The organism is Nocardioides okcheonensis, from assembly GCF_020991065.1.
Lineage (GTDB): Bacteria > Actinomycetota > Actinomycetes > Propionibacteriales > Nocardioidaceae > Nocardioides > Nocardioides okcheonensis.
The window spans coordinates 817,965-836,385 of record NZ_CP087710.1 but is presented as its reverse complement, the minus strand read 5'-3'; the positions used below and the strand labels follow the sequence as shown (position 1 = coordinate 836,385).

Genomic DNA, 18,421 nt, shown 5'->3' with positions numbered 1-18,421 from the left:
GCGGTGACCTCACTCGTCGAGCTGCGGATCCTCGAAGGCCCGAACCTCTACTTCCCCCGCGCCGCGGTCAAGCTGACGCTCGACGTGTCCGTGATCAGCGAGGCGAGCGACGAGGCGGCGCTGCGGTTCGCGCGGCGCATCGGCCTGCGCACCACACGTCCGGGAGCCCCGGGATCGGGCTTCCGGCAGCGGTTCGCGCTGCGCGCGGTCGAGCGGCTCGTGCGCGCGATCGCCGGCGAGGCCGGCACCCAGCGCCTGGCCGTCCGGGTGCGGCCGACGTCCGACCCGCAGGTCCTCGTGGTCGCGTTCCCGTGGCGGAGCCGGGGACGCGCGCGGGCGCTCGGCGAGGCGGTGGCGCGCGCGCTCGACGCGCTGCCGGCGCCGGACCTCGACGCCGCCGTCAGCGCGGCCGCCGCCGAGGTCGCCGCGGCCGAGCCGGGGGAGCGGCCGACCACGATCACGCCTCGCATCCCGGTCGTGGCGGTCACCGGCACCAACGGCAAGACCACCACCAGCCGGATGGTCGCCCACATCGCCCGCACCAGCGGCCTGGTCGTCGGCTGGTCCAACACCGACGGCATCTACCGCGACGGCGTGCTCGTGGAGGGCGGTGACTACTCCGGTCCGTCCGGCGCCGGGCGCGCGCTGGGCCTGCCGGGCGTCCAGCTCGCGGTGACCGAGACCGCCCGCGGCGGCATCCTGCTCAAGGGCATCGGGATCACCCGCAACGACGTCTCGGTCGTCACCAACGTCACCGCCGACCACCTCGGCCTGCAGGGCATCGACACCGTCGATCAGCTCGCCGAGGTGAAGTCCGTGGTCCCGCGGATCACCCGCCGCGACGGCTGGGCGGTGCTCAACGGCGACGACCCGCGGGTGCTGGCGATGCGCCAGGTGGTGTCCGCCCAGCCGTGGATCTTCAGCCGTGACCCCGACTCGCCGGCGGTCCGCGAGGCGCTCGGGCACGGCGGCCGCGCCACGACCGTGATCGACGGGTGGCTCACCGTCCTGGTCCCCGGCGCCGACCCCGACCCGCTCGTCGAGCTCGTCGACGTCCCGATGACGCTGGCGGGGCTGTCCCGGTTCAACATCGAGAACGCCCTCGCGGCCGCCTCCGCGGCGCTGGCGCTCGGCCTGGAGCGGGAGCACGTCGTCGAGGGCCTGAGGTCGTTCCGCCCCGACGCCGAGCACAACCCGGGCCGGATGAACTTCTTCTCCCTGCCCGCCCCCGACGGCGACAGCGTGTCCGTCGTGATGGACCTCGCCCACAACGAGGCCGGGCTCGAGGCGCTGCTCGAGATCATGGGAGGCGTACGCCGTCCCGGCGCGCGGCTGCTGCTCGGCCTCGGCGCGGTCGGGGACCGCACCGACGAGCTGATCGACGCGCTCGGCGAGATCGGCGCCAAGGGGAGCGACGTGGTCGCGATCGGGCACAAGGCCCACTACCTCCGCGGCCGCACCATGGACGAGATCGACGCGCTGCTGCGCGCCGGCGCGGCCCGGGTCGGCGTCACCGACATCGACACCTACGAGACCGAGGTCGAGTGCCTGGCGGCGCTGGTGGCGCGCGCCGAGCCCGGCGACGTCGTCGGGCTGATGTGCCACGCCGAGCGCCAGGAGGCGTACGACTGGATCGCGGCCCAGGGCGGGACGGCCGACAGCCCGGAGACGCTGGCCGACAAGGTGAGGGCAGCAAGCGGGTGAGCTGGACCGTCGTCTACGACGCGCTCGCCGCGACCTACGACGCGGGCACCGCGGGCACCTGGCAGGCCAACCGGCACGTCGCGGAGGTGCTGCGACCGCAGGCGCTGCGCCCCGCACGGGTCCTCGACCTCGGCGCGGGCACAGGCCAGACCGCCGCGATGCTCCGCGCGCTCTACCCCGACGCGGCGCTCACCCTCGTCGACCCCTCGGCCGCGATGCTGGCGCTGGCACCGGAGAAGGTGCCGGGTGCGCGGACCTTCGTCGCCGACGCCGAGAGCTTCCTGCGCGACACCGACGGGTCGTGGGACCTCGTCGCCGCCGTCGGGTTCCTCGAGCTGGTGCCCGACCTCGACCGGGTGCTGGGCCTGGCCGCCGCGCGCGTCGCTCCGGGCGGGCACCTCGTGGTGAGCCACGAGCCGCTGCTCGACGACGGGTCGGTCCAGTCGCGCCCGGTGAGCGTGGTCGGTGGGGCGCAGCACGTACACCGTCGTCCGCGGACCCACGTCGAGGACGTGGCCCGCTCGTGCGGGCTCCTGCGCACCGCCTCGCTCGAGGCGCCCGCCTTCGTGCGGAGCGGCGAGGGCGAGGGCGACGCCGTCTACGAGTACGTCCTGTGGCACCGCCCGGCGGCACCGGCCCCCTGAGCCGGGCGTCGGTCCGCCCGCCCAGCGGACGACCTCAGGTGTCGCCGGGGTCGACCTGCTCGCCGGGGGCGCCGATGTCGAGGTCTCCCTCGACGATGACGGCGGTCATCCCGCCCGGCGACCGGGTCTCGTGCTGCTCGCCCGGCTCCCAGACGGCGGCCTGCCCCGCCGACAGCCGGCGCACGACGCCCTCGGCGCCCGCCACCTCGGCCTCACCGGTCAGCACCACGAGCAGCTGCCGCCCGAGCGCCGGGTGGCGGCCGATCGTGCCGCCGGGCGTGAGCGACACCGCGACCAGGTGGGTGTCGGCCCCGAGGCCGAACGCGCCGACGGCGAACCCCCGGCTGCCGTGCGCCTCGACCGGCCGGTGCGGCAGGTCGGCGAGGTCGAGGACCCGCACTCAGGCCTCCGGGAGCGGGGTGTAGTCGGGGTCGGCCAGCGGGGCGTCCGGGTTGGCGCCGGAGCCGGCCTGGGCCACGTCGGACCAGTTCTCGAGCTCGGCCATCACCTCGGCGTGCTTGTCGACGCAGACGACGACGAGGTCGCCGCGGTTGGCCCGGCTCATCGCGTGGCGGACCGCCTCGATCTCCTCGAGCACGAGCTCGGCCTGCTTGCAGCGGGCCCCCTCGGCCATCGCCTCCCGGACGCCGTCGAGCACCAGCTGGGCCGTGGCCCCGCGCTCGCGGCCGCGCAGCGCGACGTCCTCGCGCACGATGCAGACGTCGAAGTGCTGGGCCGCCACGCGGCCGAGGTCGAGCATGTCCTGGTCGCGCCGGTCGCCGGCGGTGGCGATGATGCCGATCCGCGACGGCCGGGCCAGGTCGTGCGACGACGCCAGCGAGTCGCCGACGCGGTCGACGAAGTCGCCGAGCATCTTCATGCCCGGCGCGTTGTGGCAGTAGTCGACGATCACGTTGACGCCGTTGACCTCGACCTCGTTGAGGCGGCCGGGGGAGAGGTAGTAGTTCGTCGAGAACGTGCGCAGGCCCTGCCGGATGTCGTGGAGCGGGGCACCGGCCGCGAACGCCGCGGCCGCGGCGGCCAGCGCGTTCTGGACGTTCATCCGGGCGCGGCCGTTGAACGTGGCGGGCAGCAGGTGGGTCCACGCCAGCTGCATCTCCCGGCGTCCGTGCTGGACGACCATCATCTCGCCGCGCTCGCTGGGGTTGAGCACGATCGCCTTGCCGCCTCGGCGGCAGTGCGCGTCGATCATCTCCCGGGCCTCGCTGCCCGGCTCCTCCATCGAGAACCACACGACCTGCCCCGAGCAGCGGCGGCGCATCTCCCGCACCAGCGGGTCGTCGGCGTTGAGCACCGCGTGACCGTCGCGCGGCACGGCCTCCACGATGACGGCCTTGACGTCCGCGAGCTGCTCGACGGTGTCGATGCCGCGCATGCCGAGGTGGTCGGGCTGGACGTTGAGGACGACCGCGACGTCGTTGCGCTCGTAGCCGAGGCCCTCGCGCAGGATGCCGCCCCGGGCGACCTCGAAGACCGCGAAGTCGACGCGCGGGTTCTGCAGGACCATCCGGGCCGACCGCGGCCCGGACGCGTCGGCCCGGATCACCAGGCGCTCGTCGATGACGACGCCGTCGGTGGAGGTCATGCCGACCTTGCGGCCCATGCCCTTGAAGATGTGGCTGATCATCCGGCTGGTGGTCGTCTTGCCGTTGGTGCCGGTGACGGCCACGATCGGGATCCGCGACGTCGCGCCCGGCGGGAAGAGCATGTCGACGACCGGCTTGGCGATGAACTGCGGCTCACCGATGGTCGGGTGGGTGTGCATCCGGAACCCGGGGGCAGCGTTGACCTCGCAGATCGCGCCGCCGGCCTCGCGGACCGGCTGGGTGATGTCGGGGCAGATGAAGTCGATGCCGGCGATGTCGAGGCCGACCATCCGGGCGGCCTCCTCGGCGATCTCGACGTTCTCCGGGTGCGCCTCGAAGGTGCGGTCGATGGAGATGCCGCCGGTCGACATGTTGCCGGTCAGCGCCAGCTTGACCATCTCGCCCTCGGCCGGCACCGACGTGAGGCTGTGGCCCTGGTCGGCGAGCACCTCGACGGCGGCGTCGTCGACCTTGATCCGGGTGAGCACCTTCTCGTGGCCCACGCCGCGGCGCGGGTCGGCGTTGGTCAGCTCGACCAGCTCCTCGACGGTCGAGGTGCCGTCGCCGGTGACCGACGCGGGCACCCGCTCGGCGATCGCGACCATCCGGCCGTCGATGATCAGGCAGCGGTAGTCCTTGCCGGTGACGAACGACTCCACGATCACGTTGCCGCGGCGCGACTGGCCGTGCGCGACCGGGAACGCGGCGCGTACGTCGGCCTCGTCCTGCAGGTCGAGGCACACGCCGCGGCCGTGGTTGCCGTCGAGGGGCTTGAGCACGACCGGGTAGCCGATCCGGCGGGCCGCGGCGACCGCCTGGTCCTCGGTGCGGACCGACTCCTGCTTGGGCACCGGGAGGCCGGCCGCGCCGAGGAGCTTGGTGGTCAGGTCCTTGTCGGAGGCGATGTCGACGGCGATCGAGGACGTCTCGGAGGTCATCGTGGCGCGGATCCGCTTGGCGTGGACGCCCTGCCCGAGCTGGACCAGCGAGTACTGGTTGAGCCGGATCCACGGGATGTCGCGCGACACCGCCTCGTCGACGATGGCCTGGGTGGAGGGCCCGAAGGCGGTGCGCTCGGCGCGCCGGATGAAGTCGTCGCGCTCGGCCTCCCAGTCGAAGTCGGGGTCGCCCTCGACGAGGTGGTTGACCAGCCGCACGGCGAGCCGGCCGGCGCTGAGGCCGACGTTCTCGTCGATGTAGCCGTAGATGATGTTGTAGCGCCCGGTCTGGCCCTTGACCTGCCGGGTCTTGCCGCGACGGATGTCGTGGCCGACGAGCTGCTGCAGGGCCAGTGCGACGTGCTCGGCGACGTGGCCGAGCCAGGTGCCCTCGTTGAGCCGCTCCAGGAAGCCCCCGCGGCGTCCGCGCGAGCAGGAGTGCTCACGCAGGCCGGGCAGCATCGACACCAGGTCGTCGGAGAAGCCGGGCAGCGTGTTGGTGGGGAACTGCTCGAGCGAGCCGAGGTCGACGACGAGGTGGATCGACTTGTCGTAGGACCAGACGTTGGCGCCGCGGTAGACCCGGGTCTCCACGATCTCGAGGTCAGGCGTGGGTCGCTCACTCATGCACGTACTCGCTTCGCTCCGTGCGCGCATGAGGCACATGTCACGCAGTGTTGGATGATTCGCTCGCTGCGCTCGCTCATGCTTCTTCTCCCTGGGGGGTGGGGGTCTGGGGGCGGCGCAGCTTCAGGCGGCGCCGGATCGCGGCGGGTGCGGCATCGGCGGCGGCGATGTCGCGCGCGAGCTGGCGCAGGTCGCGGCTGGCCTCGGCGAGCTCGACGGCGTCCTCGGGGTCGACCTCGCCCTGCTGCGGCACGAGCTGGCGGGTGGTGAGGTTGAAGACGGACCCCTCGGGCAGGACGTGGAAGACCACGCCGCTGGCGAGCAGCGGGGAGGACCGCTTCGCCTCGTAGGCGTTCGACACCATCCGGGCGCCGTCGAAGACGGTGACCGCGCCCTTGCCGATGACCCGCATCACCGAGTCGCCGTCGACGTCCTCGACGAGTCCGCAGGTGTCCTCGTCGACGCCGATGCCGAGCAGCTGCGGGCTCTGCGCCACGATCATCAGCAGCCGGCCGTAGCGGTTGCGCTGGTCGAAGTGCTGGTCGATGACGGTCGTCGGGACCAGCCCGAGGCCGGCCGCCACCTGGGTCATCCGCTGCTTGGGCGTGGAACCGCCGACCCCGAAGGCGACCATGTGCGAGGACTGGATGCTGGCCCCCGCCGAGGTGCCGGCGACGACCGCCCCGCGCTCGTGGGCGCGCAGGATCGCCTCGCCCACCGGCGTGCCGCCCACGACCGAGGACAGCTTGAGCTGGTTGCCCCCGGTCATGAAGACACCGGTGGCGTCGTCGAGCGCCTTGACGAGGGCGGGGTCGTGCGCCTGCTCGCGGGTCTCGGGGCGTACGGCGTCGACCTGGGCCGCACCGAACTTCGAGAACAGCGCGTCGTAGACGTCGACCACCTCGCGGCCCAGGGACGAGGCGGTGGGGATCACGGCGATGCGTGCGTCACGCCCGCCGCTGAGGGACACGAAGTGCTTGAGGATGGTCGGTTTGCGCACCTTGTCCTCGGCACCACCGATGATCATGAGTGGTCCGTTGGGCATGACAGGCAGGCTAGCGGCTGGGAGGCTGACCCGATGCAGGAGTCAACGAGCGACGGACGGCGCCGCCTGGTGCTCGTCCGTCACGCGAAGGCGGAACCGACCGCCCCGACGGACCACGAACGCGACCTCACCGCAGGCGGGCGCGGCGACGCCGAGGAGGCCGGCCGCTGGCTCGCCGGGCAGGGCGTGGCGGCCGACGCCGCGCTGGTGTCCGACGCCCTCCGGGCCCACGAGACCTGGCTGCACCTGTCCCTCGGCGCCGGGTGGACGCTGGAGCCCGAGCTCTCACCAGCGCTCTACGCGGCCGGCCCCGACGCCGCGCTCGACATGGTCCGCGAGACCGCGCCCGACGTCGGCACCCTGCTGGTGGTGGGCCACAACCCGACCATGGCCTACCTCGCCGAGATGCTCGACGACAGCGAGGGCGACGACGACGCGACGACCTCCATGCTGGTGCGCGGCTTCCCGCCGGCAGCGCTCGTGGTCCTCGAGCTGACGGGCGGGTGGGCCGACCTCGCGCCCGGCACCGCCCGGCTCGTGGCCTTCCACGTCGGCGAGGCGTGACCACGCCGGACGACGTCGTGTCCCGGCTCAGGGCGGCCGGCTGCGTGTGGGCCGAGGACGAGGCGGCGCTGCTGCGCGAGGCCGCGGGCTCGGACGCCGAGCTCGACGGCCTCGTCGCCCGGCGGGTCGGCGGGGAGCCGCTGGAGCTCGTGCTCGGGTGGGTCGCGTTCCTCGACCGGCGGCTGCTGGTCGCCCCCGGCACCTTCGTCCCGCGGCGTCGCACCGAGCTGCTCGCCCGCGCGGCCCGGGAGGAGGTCGGCCGGCGCGCGGCCACGGTCCCGGTCGTGGTCGAGATGTGCTGCGGCGTGGGCCCCGTGGCGGCCTCGCTCGAGGGCCTGCCGGTGGTCGTCCACGCCGCCGACCTCGACGAGGTGGCGCTGGGCTGCGCGCGCGCCAACGCGCCGTCCGCGAGCCTCCACCGCGGCGACCTCTACGACGCGCTCCCGGCGACGCTCGCCGGCCGGGTCGACGTGCTCGTCGCCAACGCGCCGTACGTCCCGACCGGCGCCATCGCCGGGATGCCGCCGGAGGCGCGGCAGCACGAGCCGCGGGTGGCCCTGGACGGCGGTCCGGACGGTGTCGACGTCCACCGGCGGCTGGCGGGCGGCGTACGCCCGTGGCTGGCGCCCGGCGGCGTCGTCCTGGTCGAGACCAGTCCCGGCCAGCTGCCGCTGACCCGCGGTGCGCTGGAGCGGGCCGGCCTCGACGTGCGCTCGCTCAGCGACGACGAGGTCGGCGGGTGCGTCGCCGTCGGCGTCAGTCGGTCAGGGGCGGGGCCGGCGTGACGATGCCGACCTCGGCGTCGGCCTCCTCGATCTCCTCGCGGGAGATCCCGAGGAGGTAGAGCACGCTGTCGAGGTAGGGCGTGTTCACCGAGGTGTGGGCGGCGTCGCGCACCACCGGCTTGGCGTTGTAGGCGATCCCGAGGCCGGCGGTGTTGAGCATGTCGAGGTCGTTGGCGCCGTCGCCGATCGCGATGACCGCGTCGAGCGGCACCCCGACCTCGGCGGCGAACTCGCGCAGCGCGGTGGCCTTGCCGGCCCGGTCGACCACGTCGCCGACGATCCGTCCGGTCAGCACGCCGTCGACGATCTCGAGCTCGTTGGCGCGGGCGAAGTGGATCCCGAGGTCGGCGGCGAGCCGGTCGGTGATCTGGCTGAAGCCGCCCGACACGATCGCGAAGCGATAGCCCAGGCGCCGCAGGGTGCGGACCATCGTGCGCGCACCGGGCGCGAGCACGACGGACTCGTAGACCTCGTCGAGCGCCGACGCGGGGACGCCCTCGAGCAGGGCGACCCGCTGGCGCAGCGACTCCTCGAAGTCGAGGTCCCCGCGCATCGCCGCCTCGGTGACCCGGGCGACCTCTGCCTCCTGCCCGGCGTGGGCGGCGATCATCTCGATCACCTCGCCCTGGATCAGGGTGGAGTCGACGTCCATCACGATGAGCCGCACGCCGCGCCGGTGCAGGCTCTCGCGCTGCACGGCCAGGTCGATGCCCTGGCGGACCGCCTCGGTGGCCAGCAGGGGGCGGAGCTGGTCGGCGGGTGCGCCCGAGACGTGCAGCTCGATGGCGGTGACCGGGTAGCGGGCCATCCGCTCGATCCGGTCGATGTTGGCGCCCGAGTCGGCGATCCGCCCGGCGATGGCCGCCACCGCGGACGCCTTGAGCGGGCTGCCGATCAGCGTGATGTGCGAGCGGTCGCCGCGCCGGCTGCGGTTGTCGCCGGCGCCGCGGTCGACCTCCACGCTCATGCCGAGCTCGGCGCCGGTGCGCTCGATGACGTCGCGCAGCTTCTTCCAGTCCCGCGGCGCGGTGACCAGGATGCCCAGCAGCAGCCGCCGGCGCAGCACGACCTGCTCGATGTCGACGACCTCCACCCCGGCGCCGGCGAGGGCGTCGAAGATGGCCGAGGTGACGCCGGGCCGGTCCTTGCCGATGAGGGTGACCAGGAGGGTCTTCGGCTCGTCTTCCATGGTGGGGGAAGGCTAGCCGTGGCCGGGAGGGCCGGCGCGGGCGGTCCGCGCACCGGTCCAGTCCGACTGCTGGCCTCGGCGCACGTGATCCCCTAGGTTGCTCGGCGGTGGCGGTCCCGCTGGTGGGGCCGCCCGGACTCAGGGGGTTTGGATGGACTTCATGACCGCGGTCCGCACGTGCTTCTCGAAGTACGTCGGCTTCTCCGGGCGTGCGCGACGCTCCGAGTACTGGTGGTTCGGGCTCTTCTCGTTCCTGCTCGGCGTCGTCACGAACATCATCGACGCCATCCTCGGCACCGGCTACGACAACACCACGGGCGGGCTGGTCAACACCCTCGCCAGCCTGGCGATCTTCCTGCCCGGCCTCGCGGTCGCCGTGCGCCGCCTGCACGACACCGACCGCAGCGGGTGGTGGGTCCTGATCGGCCTCATCCCGATCATCGGCTGGATCCTGCTCATCGTGTGGTTCTGCACCGACTCCAAGCCCGGCGACAACCGCTTCGGCCCCAACCCGAAGACCGGTCCGGCCGGCTACGAGGGTGGCTACCCGCCGCCGCCCCCGCCGGCCTACGGCAGCGGCCAGTACGGCGCCTGACCCGCACCACGCCTCACGATCCCGCCCGGGACCTGCCACGGCAGGACCCGGGCGGTCGTGCGTCCGGGGCCGCTGTCGGTGGCCGGTCGTAGCGTCGGCGCATGAGCCAGGTCCACCACACCATCGACTACGTCGAGATCAACGTCTCCGACATGGCCGCCGCCAAGGCGTTCTACGAGCAGGCCTTCGGCTGGGTCTTCAACGACTACGGCCCCACCTACGCCGGCATCCGCGCGGCCTCGGGCGACGGGGAGGTCGGGGGCCTCGACGGCACCGGCACCCCCGGTCCCGGGGGCCCGCTGGTCCTGCTGTTCTCCGACGACCTCGACGCGACGGTCGCGGCCGTCACGTCGGCCGGCGGCACGATCACGGCAGGGCCCTACGCGTTCCCCGGCGGTCGACGGTTCGAGTTCGCCGACCCCAGCGGCAACGTGCTCGGAGCCTGGGCGACGTCCTAGCCCCTGGCCGCCCTCAGGGCTCGGGCCACACCTCGGGGGAGCACGCCGCGACGATCGCGCGGCGGGCCGCGCGGCCCAGCGGGGTGATCAGGTCGCGTCGGCGCTCGACCTCGTGCGCCGACATCGCACCGCCGTCGTCGACGAGCGCGAGGTCGACGATCGACCAGGCCTGCAGTCCCCGCCCGGCGAGCTCCACGCACCGCGCCGGCGTGCCGAGCGGGGCGTCCAGCCCGGGACGGTGGTGCAGGTTCATCAGCGCGTCGGCCGCCTCGGGTCGCCACCGCGCGACGTCCAGGTCGGCGAGGTCCCGTGCGGCCACGAGCAGCGCCTCGCGCAGCCCGCGGTCCGCCTCCCCGACGTCGGGCAGCTGGCGTCGTGCCGCGGGGTGGGCGGTCCACTGCACCGTCTCGCCGACCTCGGTCGGCACCAGGCCGAGGTCGCCCGCGACCACGGCCTGCCCGGCCTCGAGCGCCGCCTCGTTGAAGGCGCGGGGGCCGCCCAGCCCGAGCGGGTCGCCGTCGACCGGCAGCGCCAGCCCGGCGTACGTCGCCCCGGCTTCCCGGCACCGCACGAGCAGGTCGAGCGCGGAGCCGCCCGCGAGGAGGTGCGTGTCGTCGGCCAGCACGTCGAGGACGTGGTCGGTCTGCTCGTGCCCGCGCAGCCACGCGGTCACCCACCACGCGAGCGTCGCGGAGTGCGGCAGGGCGTACGGCAGGGAGTGGGGGTGGGCGTGCGACGACATCGTCGGCGAGGGTACTCGCCGCGCCCCGCGCGTCGCGCCGACCGGAGCGGCACCCGCGCTGGATAGGGTGAGGAACATGGTCGCCGTCATCGAGTTCGCCGGGGTCACGGTGCGCCGTGGCACGACGTTGCTGCTCGACGACGTGAGCTGGCAGGTCGAGGAGGACGAGCGCTGGGTGGTGCTCGGCCCCAACGGCGCCGGCAAGACCACCCTGCTGCAGGTGGCCGCCGCCCAGCTGCACCCGACCTCCGGTGTCGCCGGCATCCTCGACGAGGTGCTCGGCACCACCGACGTGTTCGACCTCCGCCCGCGCATCGGGCTCACCAGCGCCGCCCTCGCCGACCGCATCCCGCGCCACGAGCTGGTCAAGGACGTCGTCGTCTCGGCCTCCTACGGGGTGGTGGGGCGGTGGCGCGAGCAGTACGCCGACCTCGACCACGACCGCGCGGCCTCGCTCCTCGGCGAGGTCGGCGCCGCCCACCTCGCCGAGCGCACCTTCGGCACCCTGAGCGAGGGCGAGCGCAAGCGCGTGCAGATCGCCCGCGCCCTCATGACCGACCCCGAGCTGCTGCTGCTCGACGAGCCCGCCGCCGGCCTGGACCTCGGCGGTCGCGAGGACCTGGTGGCGACGCTCTCCGAGCTCGCGCTCGACCCCGACTCACCGGCCACGGTGCTCGTCTCGCACCACGTCGAGGAGATCCCGCCCGGCTTCACCCACGCCCTGCTGCTGCGCGAGGGCCGCGTCGTCGACGCCGGCCCCGTGGAGGACGTCGTCACCGCCGAGACGCTGTCGGAGACCTTCGCGATGCCGCTGCTGCTGACCCGGGCCGACGACCGCTTCGCCGCGCGGCGACGGCCCGGCGACCACCCCGGCGACCGGTAGATCGATAGGGTCGGGACATGGACTGGATCCGCGAGCACCTCTGGGAGACCTGGCTGGCGCTCTCGATCGCGCTCGGCGTGGCCGAGATGTTCAGCCTCGACCTGATCCTGGCCATGCTGGCGGCCGGTGCCGCCATCGGGATGGTGGCCGCCCTCGTCGGCCTGCCCCTGGAGGTGACCGTCATCGCGGCGATCGCCTCGTCGGTGGCGATGCTGGCGCTCGTGCGTCCGTCCTTCGTCAAGCGGCTGCACAGCGGCCCCGAGCTGTCGCTGGGCCACGGCAAGCTCGTCGGGACGCGCGGCATGGTCACCGAGGAGATCACCGGTCTGTCCCCGGGCCGGATCAAGGCCGGCGGCGAGATCTGGACGGCCCTGCCCTACGACGAGAACCTGCGGATCGCGCCCGGCGAGACCGTCGAGATCCTGCAGATCAAGGGCGCCACGGCCTACGTCCACCCGGTCGCCACGCTCGAGCCCTGAGCGCGCCGGCGCCCAGCCACCCACACCAGACCACCCACCACGCAACATCCGAGATCGGGGGAGCCCAGTGACACCACTGCTCATCCTGTTCCTGCTCGTCCTCGTGTTCGTCGTCGTCATGCTCGCCAAGACGGTCCGGATCGTGCCCCAGGCACGCGCGGCCATCGTCGAGCGCTTCGGCAAGTACAAGGGGACGCTGCCGGCGGGACTCAACATCGTCGTTCCGTTCATCGACAAGGTGCGCTACCTCATCGACCTGCGCGAGCAGGTCGTGAGCTTCCCGCCCCAGCCGGTGATCACCGAGGACAACCTGGTGGTGTCGATCGACACCGTCATCTACTTCCAGGTCACCGACCCGGTCACCGCGACCTACGAGATCGCGAACTACATCCAGGCCGTCGAGCAGCTCACCATGACCACCCTGCGCAACATCGTCGGTGGCATGGACCTCGAGCAGACCCTGACCAGCCGCGACGAGATCAACAGCGGCCTGCGCGGCGTCCTCGACGAGGCGACCGGCAAGTGGGGCATCCGGGTCAACCGCGTCGAGATCAAGGGCATCGACCCGCCGCCGTCCATCAAGGACGCGATGGAGAAGCAGATGCGTGCCGATCGCGACAAGCGCGCGCTGATCCTCACCGCCGAGGGCCAGCGCCAGTCCGCGATCCTCACCGCGGAGGGCAACAAGCAGTCGTCCATCCTCAACGCCGAGGGTGACCGCGAGTCGCTGATCCTGCGCGCCCAGGCCGACCGCGAGGCCGCGATCCTGCGTGCCCAGGGTGAGGGGCAGGCCATCCAGACGGTCTTCCAGGCCATCCACGACGGCCAGCCCGACCAGTCGCTGCTCGCCTACCAGTACCTCCAGATGATGCCGAAGATCGCCGAGGGCAGCGCCAACAAGGTGTGGGTCATCCCCTCGGAGATCACCAAGGCGATGGAGGGCCTCGGCTCCTCGATCCACGAGATCGCCGGCATCCCGAAGGACACCACGCCGCGCAAGCGGGTCGACATGGGTCCGTCGGAGCCGCAGCTGCCGCGTCGTTCCGACGACCCGGAGATGGCGGCGACCAACGCCGCGGTCCAGCAGGCGATCGCGGAGGCCGAGATCGCTGCCAAGCCGGGCAAGTCGCTCCCCAGCTCGGCGGACGTGGCGGGACCTGCCGACCCGGCTGACCCGGAGGCACCTGCCGCCCCGTGAGTCCGGTCGAAGCCCTGCTGGTCGTCCTCGCGGGAGTGGCGGCCGGCACCATCAACACCGTGGTGGGGTCGGGAACGTTGATCACGTTCCCGACCCTCCTCGCGTTCGGCGTACCCCCGGTGACGGCCAACGTCAGCAACACCGTCGGCCTGGTGCCCGGCAGCGTGTCCGGCGTGGTGGGCTACCGCCGCGAGCTGGCCGGCCAGCGTTCGCGCGTGCTCCGCCTCGGCTCCGCGTCGCTGCTCGGCGGCGTCGCCGGCGCCCTCCTGCTGCTGTGGCTGCCGTCGTCGGCGTTCGACGCGATCGTCCCCGCCCTCATCGCGCTGGGCGTCGTGCTGGTGCTGCTCGGCCCGCGCATCCAGCGCTCGGTGGCCGCCCGCGCCGATCGGCGCGGCGGCATCCCCGACCACGGCGTGTGGTGGGTGTGGCCGGCCGTCGCCCTCACCGGCGTCTACGGCGGCTACTTCGGGGCGGCGCAGGGCGTGCTGCTGATGGCCGTCCTCGGCATCGGCGTGGTCGACTCGATGCAGCGCCACACCGCCACCAAGAACGTCCTCGCGCTCATCGTCAACGCCGTCGCGGCGATCGTGTTCATCCTGGTCGCCGACGTCGACTGGGTCGTCGCCGGCCTGATCGCCGCGGGCTCGATCGTCGGCGGCCAGATCGGCGCCACCGTCGGACGACGGCTGCCGCCGGTGCTGCTACGCGCCGTGATCGCCGTCGTCGGCGTGACCGCCCTCGTCGTGCTGCTGGCCTGACCCCGTCGCCGGTCCCTCCGGTCCGGCCGGGCCCACCCAGGCGCCGAGCCAGGTGTCGAGCACGTCGTAGACGCGGCGCCGGACGTCGGGGCGCGACAGGACCATGTCGTGGACCGCACCCTCGACCGCGACCGACGTGACGTGCCGTCCGATCGAGGAGGCCCAGCGGCGGATCTGCTCGACGTCGAGCACGATGTCGCTCGACCGCACCGCCTCGTCGGTGGGCTCGGTGAAGGTCGAGCGCGCCGAGGACAGCACCAGCACGGGTCCGGGCACGTCGAGGCCGGCGTGCAGCCGGGCGTGCCCGCGCCGCACCGCACGCAGCCAGCCGACGTAGACCGGGCGCGACTCGAGCGGCTTCCAGTCCAGGTCGTAGTCCCACTCGCCGCCGTGGTCGCGGTGCAGCGACCGGCCGTAGACCTCGCTGACCCGTCGCGGGATCTCCTGCAGCGGTCGTCGGGCGCCGAGGCGCTCCAGGGCGATCGTCGCCGCCGGGCTGCGCAGCCAGGCCGAGCCCTGCATGTCGAGCCACGGGGAGTTGAGCACCATCCCGACGAGCTCGTCGGGGCGGCGCTCGTGGGCCCACAGCGGCACGGTCAGGCCGCCGGTCGAGTGGGCCGAGACCACCACCTCGCGGTGTCCGTCGCGCTGGGTGATGCGCCACCAGGCGAGGTCGATCTCGGCGAAGTACTCGCTGAGGTCGGCGACGAAGTGGGGCGTCTGGTGCTCGCGCAGCGACCGCCCGTACTTGCGCAGGTCGACGGCGTAGAACGTCCAGCCGCGGTCGGTCCACCAGCGGGCGTACTCGTCGTGGAAGAAGTAGTCGGCGAAGCCGTGGACGTGCAGGACCGCGCGGCCGAGCGGCCGCTCGGGCCGACGGGTCACGAGGGTGGCGACGACCGCGCCCTCGTCGTCCGGGGGCAGCGAGATGGTCTCCACCCGGTAGTCGGGGCCGAGCACGTCAGCGTCGACGTCGGCCGGCGGCGGAACCAGCGTCATGGGGTGAGGATATCGACCCCGTCCCGGCGTCCCCAGATTTCCCATTAGACCGCGACCCCCACGGCCCCGGCTCTACCCTTGGGCAGTGTCGAACGCCCTGAGCAACGTCCCGCGCGCGCTCTCGGCGTACCTCCGGACGCACGCCGAGAGGTGGCGCACCGGATCCCGGGGAAGCCAGGCGTTCCTGCTGCTGGTGCTCAGCGCGCTGGTCGCGCTGGCGGTCATCCTGGGCGACCTCACCGCGGTCGTCCTCCCGGTGGCGCTGTGGTTCCTGTTCCTCATGGTGGGGCTGATGATGCTCCGCTTCGTGCCGCTGGTGATGCTGACCGTCGTGCTGTCCGCGGCGGCGGTGGGCACCTCGGTCGGCAACGACTTCAAGACCGGCAGCCGCGCCCTGGCCCTCTCGGTCTTCGCCGTCGGCGTGCTGCTCGCGGTCTACCAGTCGAGCCGCCAGCGCTCCGGCCTGCCGATGGCGCTCAGCGAGGCGGTGCTGACCCAGCTCCGCGACCGCCTCCAGCGCCAGGGCGTCGTCCCGCAGCTGCCCTCGGGGTGGCGCTCGCAGTCGGCCACCATCACGGCCAACGGGCCGAGCTATGCCGGTGACTTCCTCGTCGCCGACCTCCGCGACGGCCGCTGGCTGGAGATGGCGCTGGTCGACGTCTGCGGCAAGGGCACCTCGGTCGGTCCGCAGGCGCTGCAGTTCGCCGGCGCGCTCGGCGGGCTGATCGGCGCGCTGCCGCCCCACGAGCTGATGGCGGCGGCCAACGGCTTCCTGCTGCGCCAGGAGTCGGACGAGTCCCTCGCCACCGCGGTGCACGTCAAGGTCGACCTCGTGACGGGGGACTACACGATCACCAGCGCCGGGCACCCGCCCGCCCTCCACTGGCACCTCGACCACCGGGGCTGGTCGGTCGACAACGCCCGGGGCATGGCGCTCGGGGTGATCCCCGAGGCCGACTTCACGCCCAGCCGCGGCCGGCTCAAGCCGGGGGAGGCGCTGATGTTCTACACCGACGGTGTCATCGAGTCGGCCGACAAGGACCTCGACGGCGGCATCGACTGGCTGCGCGACGTCGCCCTCCAGGCGGTCGACGCGCGGGGGTTCTCCGGTCTGCCCCGCCGCGTGCTGAAGAAGGTGCCGCGCGGCGACGACGACCGCGCCCTGCTCCTGCTGGAGCGCCAGCCGCTGACCTCTCCCGAGCGCACCGCCGAGGCCCTAGCCTGAGGGCATGGTCACCACGCAGGACATGCTCCAGCGCCAGCAGCCGCTCGAGACGGGGTTCGGCTACCGGACCACCGCCGCAGAGGTGATCGCCGGGCACGACCTCGCCGGACGGCGTGCCGTCGTCACCGGCGGCTACTCCGGCCTCGGCCTCGAGACCGTACGGGCGCTGGCCGGGGCCGGCGTGTCCGTCCTGGTCCCGGCCCGGCGGCCCGACGCCGCCTCAGCGGCCCTGGCCGACCTGTCCGGCGTCGAGGTCCGGGAGATGGACCTCGGTGACCTCGACTCGGTCGCGGCGCTCACCGCGTCGGTCCGCGACGATCGCACCCCGATCGACCTGGTGATCGACGTGGCAGGCGTGATGGCCACCCCGCACCGGCAGACCCCGCAGGGCTGGGAGCTCCAGCTCGGCACGAACCACCTCGGCCACTTCGCCCTCGTCGGCGGCATCGCCGACCTCCTCGTCGACGGCGCCCGCGTGGTGTCGTACTCCTCGATCGGCCACTACCGCTCGCCGGTGCTGTTCGACGACCTCCGGTTCGAGACCACGCCCTACGACCCGTGGGTCGCCTACGGCCAGTCCAAGACGGCCAACGCGCTCTTCGCGGTCGGGCTCGACGCGCGGGGTGCTGCCCGCGGCATCCACGCCTACTCCGTCCACCCCGGCGGGATCCTCACCGACCTCCAGCGGCACATGCCGCGCGAGGAGCTCGTCGCGCGCCAGTGGATGGACGAGGACGGCAACCCCAACCCGCTGTTCAAGACGCCGGCCGAGGGCGCGTCGACGGGGCTGTGGGCGGCCACCGCGCCCGAGCTGGAGTCGCGCGGCGGCGTCTACTGCGAGGACTGCTCGGTCAAGGGCGTGGTCCCGGCGGACCACAGCGACCTCAGCACCGGCGGCGCGAAGGAGTGGGCCCTCGACGTCGAGGCGGCCGAGCGGTTGTGGGGGCTGTCGGTGGCGGCGACCGGTCTCGACCCGCTGGGCTGAGCGCTCCGGCTCATCGCCTCACCCCGCGACGCCGCGGGAGTAGAGCTCGCGGATCACGTCCTCGATCGCGGGCTCCTGGATGGACAGGTCGGCGACGTCGTACGCCGCCGCGACCGCAGCGACGACCGGTGCGGCGCTGGCGTCCGCGGGGAAGGACAGCCACTGGCGCGGGCCCTCCACCCGGCGCACGGTCGCACCCGGCACCTCGATCGGCGGCGCCTCGTCGACGAGGTCGACGACGAGGGTGCGGCTGGAGCCGCCCTGCGCGTGGAGGCCGGACAGCGGGCCGTCGTAGACGCTCGTGCCGTGGTCGATCACGATGACCCGGTCGCACAGCGCCTCGATGTCCTGCAGGTCGTGCGTGGTCAGCAGCAGCGTGGTGCCGCGCTCGGCGTTGAGCGCGCGGAGGAATTCGCGCAGCCGGCCCTTGCTGACGACGTCGAGGCCGATCGTCGGCTCGTCGAGGTAGAGCACCTCGGGGTCGTGCAGCAGCGCGGCGGTGATGTCGCCCCGCATCCGCTGACCGAGGCTGAGCTGGCGCACCGGGGTGTCGAGCTGGCCGCCCAGGTCGAGCAGGTCGACGAACCGCTCGAGGTTGGCCCGGTAGCGGGCCGGCTCGATCCGGTACATCTTGCGCAGCAGGTCGAAGGAGTCGCGCAGCGGCAGGTCCCACCACAGCGTGGTGCGCTGGCCGAACACGACGCCGATCCGGCGCGCCAGCTCGACGCGGTCGCGGCTCGGGTCGAGGCCGGCGACCCGCACCGTGCCGCCGGTCGGGACCAGGATGCCGGTCAGCATCTTGATCGTCGTCGACTTCCCGGCGCCGTTGGGCCCGATGTAGCCGACCATCTCGCCGGCCGCGACGCCGAAGGAGAGGTCGTGGACGGCGCGCACGCTGTCGCGCGTGCGCCGACGCCGTCCCTCGACCCTGCGCCGCACGTCGAAGGTGCGCTCGAGGTCGCGCACGTCGACCAGCGGTCCTGGCGTCTCGGTCAT

General features: G+C 73.3%; 19 protein-coding genes. 12 read left to right on the top strand and 7 right to left on the bottom strand.

Annotated features, from left to right (window positions below):
* The first annotated feature begins 3 nt into the window (after window positions 1-3).
* Window positions 4-1,704, top strand: coding sequence for a Mur ligase family protein (locus LN652_RS03770; RefSeq protein ID WP_230443361.1), 1,701 nt, complete (start codon window positions 4-6; stop codon window positions 1,702-1,704).
* On the top strand, window positions 1,701-2,348 hold the full coding sequence (locus LN652_RS03765; protein WP_230443360.1) for a class I SAM-dependent methyltransferase: 648 nt from the start codon (window positions 1,701-1,703) through the stop codon (window positions 2,346-2,348). Before LN652_RS03770 ends, LN652_RS03765 begins: the two co-directional genes overlap by 4 nt.
* Window positions 2,349-2,382: 34 nt before the next feature.
* On the opposite strand, the gene LN652_RS03760 is transcribed toward LN652_RS03765, so the two are convergent.
* The 3 genes from LN652_RS03760 to LN652_RS03750 form a co-directional block, all read right to left on the bottom strand.
* A complete protein-coding gene (locus tag LN652_RS03760; RefSeq protein ID WP_230443359.1) occupies window positions 2,383-2,748 on the bottom strand; it encodes a cupin domain-containing protein in 366 nt (121 codons plus the stop codon).
* Window positions 2,749-5,520 (bottom strand): cyanophycin synthetase, encoded by a 2,772-nt coding sequence (cphA, locus tag LN652_RS03755; protein WP_230443358.1) that lies wholly within the window; start codon window positions 5,518-5,520, stop codon window positions 2,749-2,751.
* A 76-nt stretch (window positions 5,521-5,596) separates the two neighbouring features.
* Window positions 5,597-6,565, bottom strand: a complete 969-nt coding sequence (locus LN652_RS03750; RefSeq protein WP_230443357.1) for a cyanophycinase — start codon at window positions 6,563-6,565, stop codon at window positions 5,597-5,599.
* A gap of 33 nt (window positions 6,566-6,598) precedes the next feature.
* On the opposite strand from LN652_RS03750, the gene LN652_RS03745 reads away from it, so the two are divergent.
* On the top strand, window positions 6,599-7,129 hold the full coding sequence (locus LN652_RS03745) for a SixA phosphatase family protein (protein ID WP_230443356.1): 531 nt from the start codon (window positions 6,599-6,601) through the stop codon (window positions 7,127-7,129).
* Window positions 7,126-7,914 (top strand): putative protein N(5)-glutamine methyltransferase, encoded by a 789-nt coding sequence (locus LN652_RS03740; RefSeq protein WP_230443355.1) that lies wholly within the window; start codon window positions 7,126-7,128, stop codon window positions 7,912-7,914. The genes LN652_RS03745 and LN652_RS03740 overlap by 4 nt, the downstream gene beginning before the upstream one ends.
* Here the strand turns inward: LN652_RS03740 and serB are convergent.
* The gene (gene serB, locus LN652_RS03735; protein ID WP_230443354.1) at window positions 7,886-9,103 is read right to left on the bottom strand and encodes a phosphoserine phosphatase SerB; all 1,218 of its coding nucleotides are present in this window, start codon (window positions 9,101-9,103) and stop codon (window positions 7,886-7,888) included. The genes LN652_RS03740 and serB overlap by 29 nt on opposite strands.
* Window positions 9,104-9,254: 151 nt before the next feature.
* Between serB and LN652_RS03730 the strand changes: the two genes are divergently transcribed.
* Window positions 9,255-9,698, top strand: coding sequence for a DUF805 domain-containing protein (locus LN652_RS03730; RefSeq protein WP_268932227.1), 444 nt, complete (start codon window positions 9,255-9,257; stop codon window positions 9,696-9,698).
* Window positions 9,699-9,799: 101 nt separating this feature from the next.
* Complete coding sequence (locus LN652_RS03725) at window positions 9,800-10,156, top strand: VOC family protein (RefSeq protein WP_230443353.1); 357 nt, start codon at window positions 9,800-9,802, stop codon at window positions 10,154-10,156.
* A 13-nt stretch (window positions 10,157-10,169) separates the two neighbouring features.
* On the opposite strand, the gene LN652_RS03720 is transcribed toward LN652_RS03725, so the two are convergent.
* Entirely contained in the window at window positions 10,170-10,898 is a 729-nt protein-coding gene (locus LN652_RS03720; RefSeq protein ID WP_230443352.1) for a hypothetical protein, read from the bottom strand.
* Between the two features lie 76 nt (window positions 10,899-10,974).
* Between LN652_RS03720 and LN652_RS03715 the strand changes: the two genes are divergently transcribed.
* The 4 genes from LN652_RS03715 (at window position 10,975) to LN652_RS03700 (ending at window position 14,216) form a co-directional block, all read left to right on the top strand.
* Window positions 10,975-11,781: an ABC transporter ATP-binding protein gene (locus LN652_RS03715; protein ID WP_230443351.1), complete on the top strand. Its 807-nt coding sequence runs from the start codon at window positions 10,975-10,977 to the stop codon at window positions 11,779-11,781.
* A 17-nt stretch (window positions 11,782-11,798) separates the two neighbouring features.
* Window positions 11,799-12,260: an NfeD family protein gene (locus LN652_RS03710; RefSeq protein ID WP_230443350.1), complete on the top strand. Its 462-nt coding sequence runs from the start codon at window positions 11,799-11,801 to the stop codon at window positions 12,258-12,260.
* A 118-nt stretch (window positions 12,261-12,378) separates the two neighbouring features.
* Window positions 12,379-13,458 carry an SPFH domain-containing protein gene (locus LN652_RS03705; RefSeq protein WP_407941544.1) on the top strand — a complete coding sequence of 360 codons (1,080 nt, stop codon included), beginning with the start codon at window positions 12,379-12,381 and terminating at the stop codon, window positions 13,456-13,458.
* Entirely contained in the window at window positions 13,455-14,216 is a 762-nt protein-coding gene (locus tag LN652_RS03700; protein ID WP_230443348.1) for a sulfite exporter TauE/SafE family protein, read from the top strand. The genes LN652_RS03705 and LN652_RS03700 overlap by 4 nt, the downstream gene beginning before the upstream one ends.
* On the opposite strand, the gene LN652_RS03695 is transcribed toward LN652_RS03700, so the two are convergent.
* Window positions 14,160-15,215 (bottom strand): alpha/beta hydrolase, encoded by a 1,056-nt coding sequence (locus LN652_RS03695; protein ID WP_230443347.1) that lies wholly within the window; start codon window positions 15,213-15,215, stop codon window positions 14,160-14,162. The genes LN652_RS03700 and LN652_RS03695 overlap by 57 nt on opposite strands.
* 85 nt (window positions 15,216-15,300) lie before the next feature.
* Here LN652_RS03695 and LN652_RS03690 point away from each other — a divergent pair, with 85 nt between their 5' ends.
* Both LN652_RS03690 and LN652_RS03685 read left to right on the top strand, forming a co-directional pair.
* The gene (locus tag LN652_RS03690; RefSeq protein ID WP_230443346.1) at window positions 15,301-16,440 is read left to right on the top strand and encodes a PP2C family protein-serine/threonine phosphatase; all 1,140 of its coding nucleotides are present in this window, start codon (window positions 15,301-15,303) and stop codon (window positions 16,438-16,440) included.
* 4 nt (window positions 16,441-16,444) lie between these two features.
* Window positions 16,445-17,425, top strand: a complete 981-nt coding sequence (locus tag LN652_RS03685; protein ID WP_230443345.1) for an oxidoreductase — start codon at window positions 16,445-16,447, stop codon at window positions 17,423-17,425.
* An 18-nt stretch (window positions 17,426-17,443) separates the two neighbouring features.
* On the opposite strand, the gene LN652_RS03680 is transcribed toward LN652_RS03685, so the two are convergent.
* A complete protein-coding gene (locus LN652_RS03680; RefSeq protein WP_230443344.1) occupies window positions 17,444-18,421 on the bottom strand; it encodes an ABC transporter ATP-binding protein in 978 nt (325 codons plus the stop codon).

What these genes read in the sequence shown, in the direction of transcription:
- cphA (WP_230443358.1), bottom strand. Translation starts at nt 5,520, where the DNA reads ATGAGTGAGCGACCCACGCCTGACCTCGAGATCGTGGAGACCCGGGTC.
- LN652_RS03750 (WP_230443357.1), bottom strand. Translation starts at nt 6,565, where the DNA reads ATGCCCAACGGACCACTCATGATCATCGGTGGTGCCGAGGACAAGGTG.
- LN652_RS03745 (WP_230443356.1), top strand. Translation starts at nt 6,599, where the DNA reads ATGCAGGAGTCAACGAGCGACGGACGGCGCCGCCTGGTGCTCGTCCGT.
- serB (WP_230443354.1), bottom strand. Translation starts at nt 9,103, where the DNA reads ATGGAAGACGAGCCGAAGACCCTCCTGGTCACCCTCATCGGCAAGGAC.
- LN652_RS03730 (WP_268932227.1), top strand. Translation starts at nt 9,255, where the DNA reads ATGGACTTCATGACCGCGGTCCGCACGTGCTTCTCGAAGTACGTCGGC.
- LN652_RS03725 (WP_230443353.1), top strand. Translation starts at nt 9,800, where the DNA reads ATGAGCCAGGTCCACCACACCATCGACTACGTCGAGATCAACGTCTCC.
- LN652_RS03720 (WP_230443352.1), bottom strand. Translation starts at nt 10,898, where the DNA reads ATGTCGTCGCACGCCCACCCCCACTCCCTGCCGTACGCCCTGCCGCAC.
- LN652_RS03715 (WP_230443351.1), top strand. Translation starts at nt 10,975, where the DNA reads ATGGTCGCCGTCATCGAGTTCGCCGGGGTCACGGTGCGCCGTGGCACG.
- LN652_RS03710 (WP_230443350.1), top strand. Translation starts at nt 11,799, where the DNA reads ATGGACTGGATCCGCGAGCACCTCTGGGAGACCTGGCTGGCGCTCTCG.
- LN652_RS03705 (WP_407941544.1), top strand. Translation starts at nt 12,379, where the DNA reads ATGCTCGCCAAGACGGTCCGGATCGTGCCCCAGGCACGCGCGGCCATC.
- LN652_RS03695 (WP_230443347.1), bottom strand. Translation starts at nt 15,215, where the DNA reads ATGACGCTGGTTCCGCCGCCGGCCGACGTCGACGCTGACGTGCTCGGC.
- LN652_RS03685 (WP_230443345.1), top strand. Translation starts at nt 16,445, where the DNA reads ATGGTCACCACGCAGGACATGCTCCAGCGCCAGCAGCCGCTCGAGACG.
- LN652_RS03680 (WP_230443344.1), bottom strand. Translation starts at nt 18,421, where the DNA reads ATGACCGAGACGCCAGGACCGCTGGTCGACGTGCGCGACCTCGAGCGC.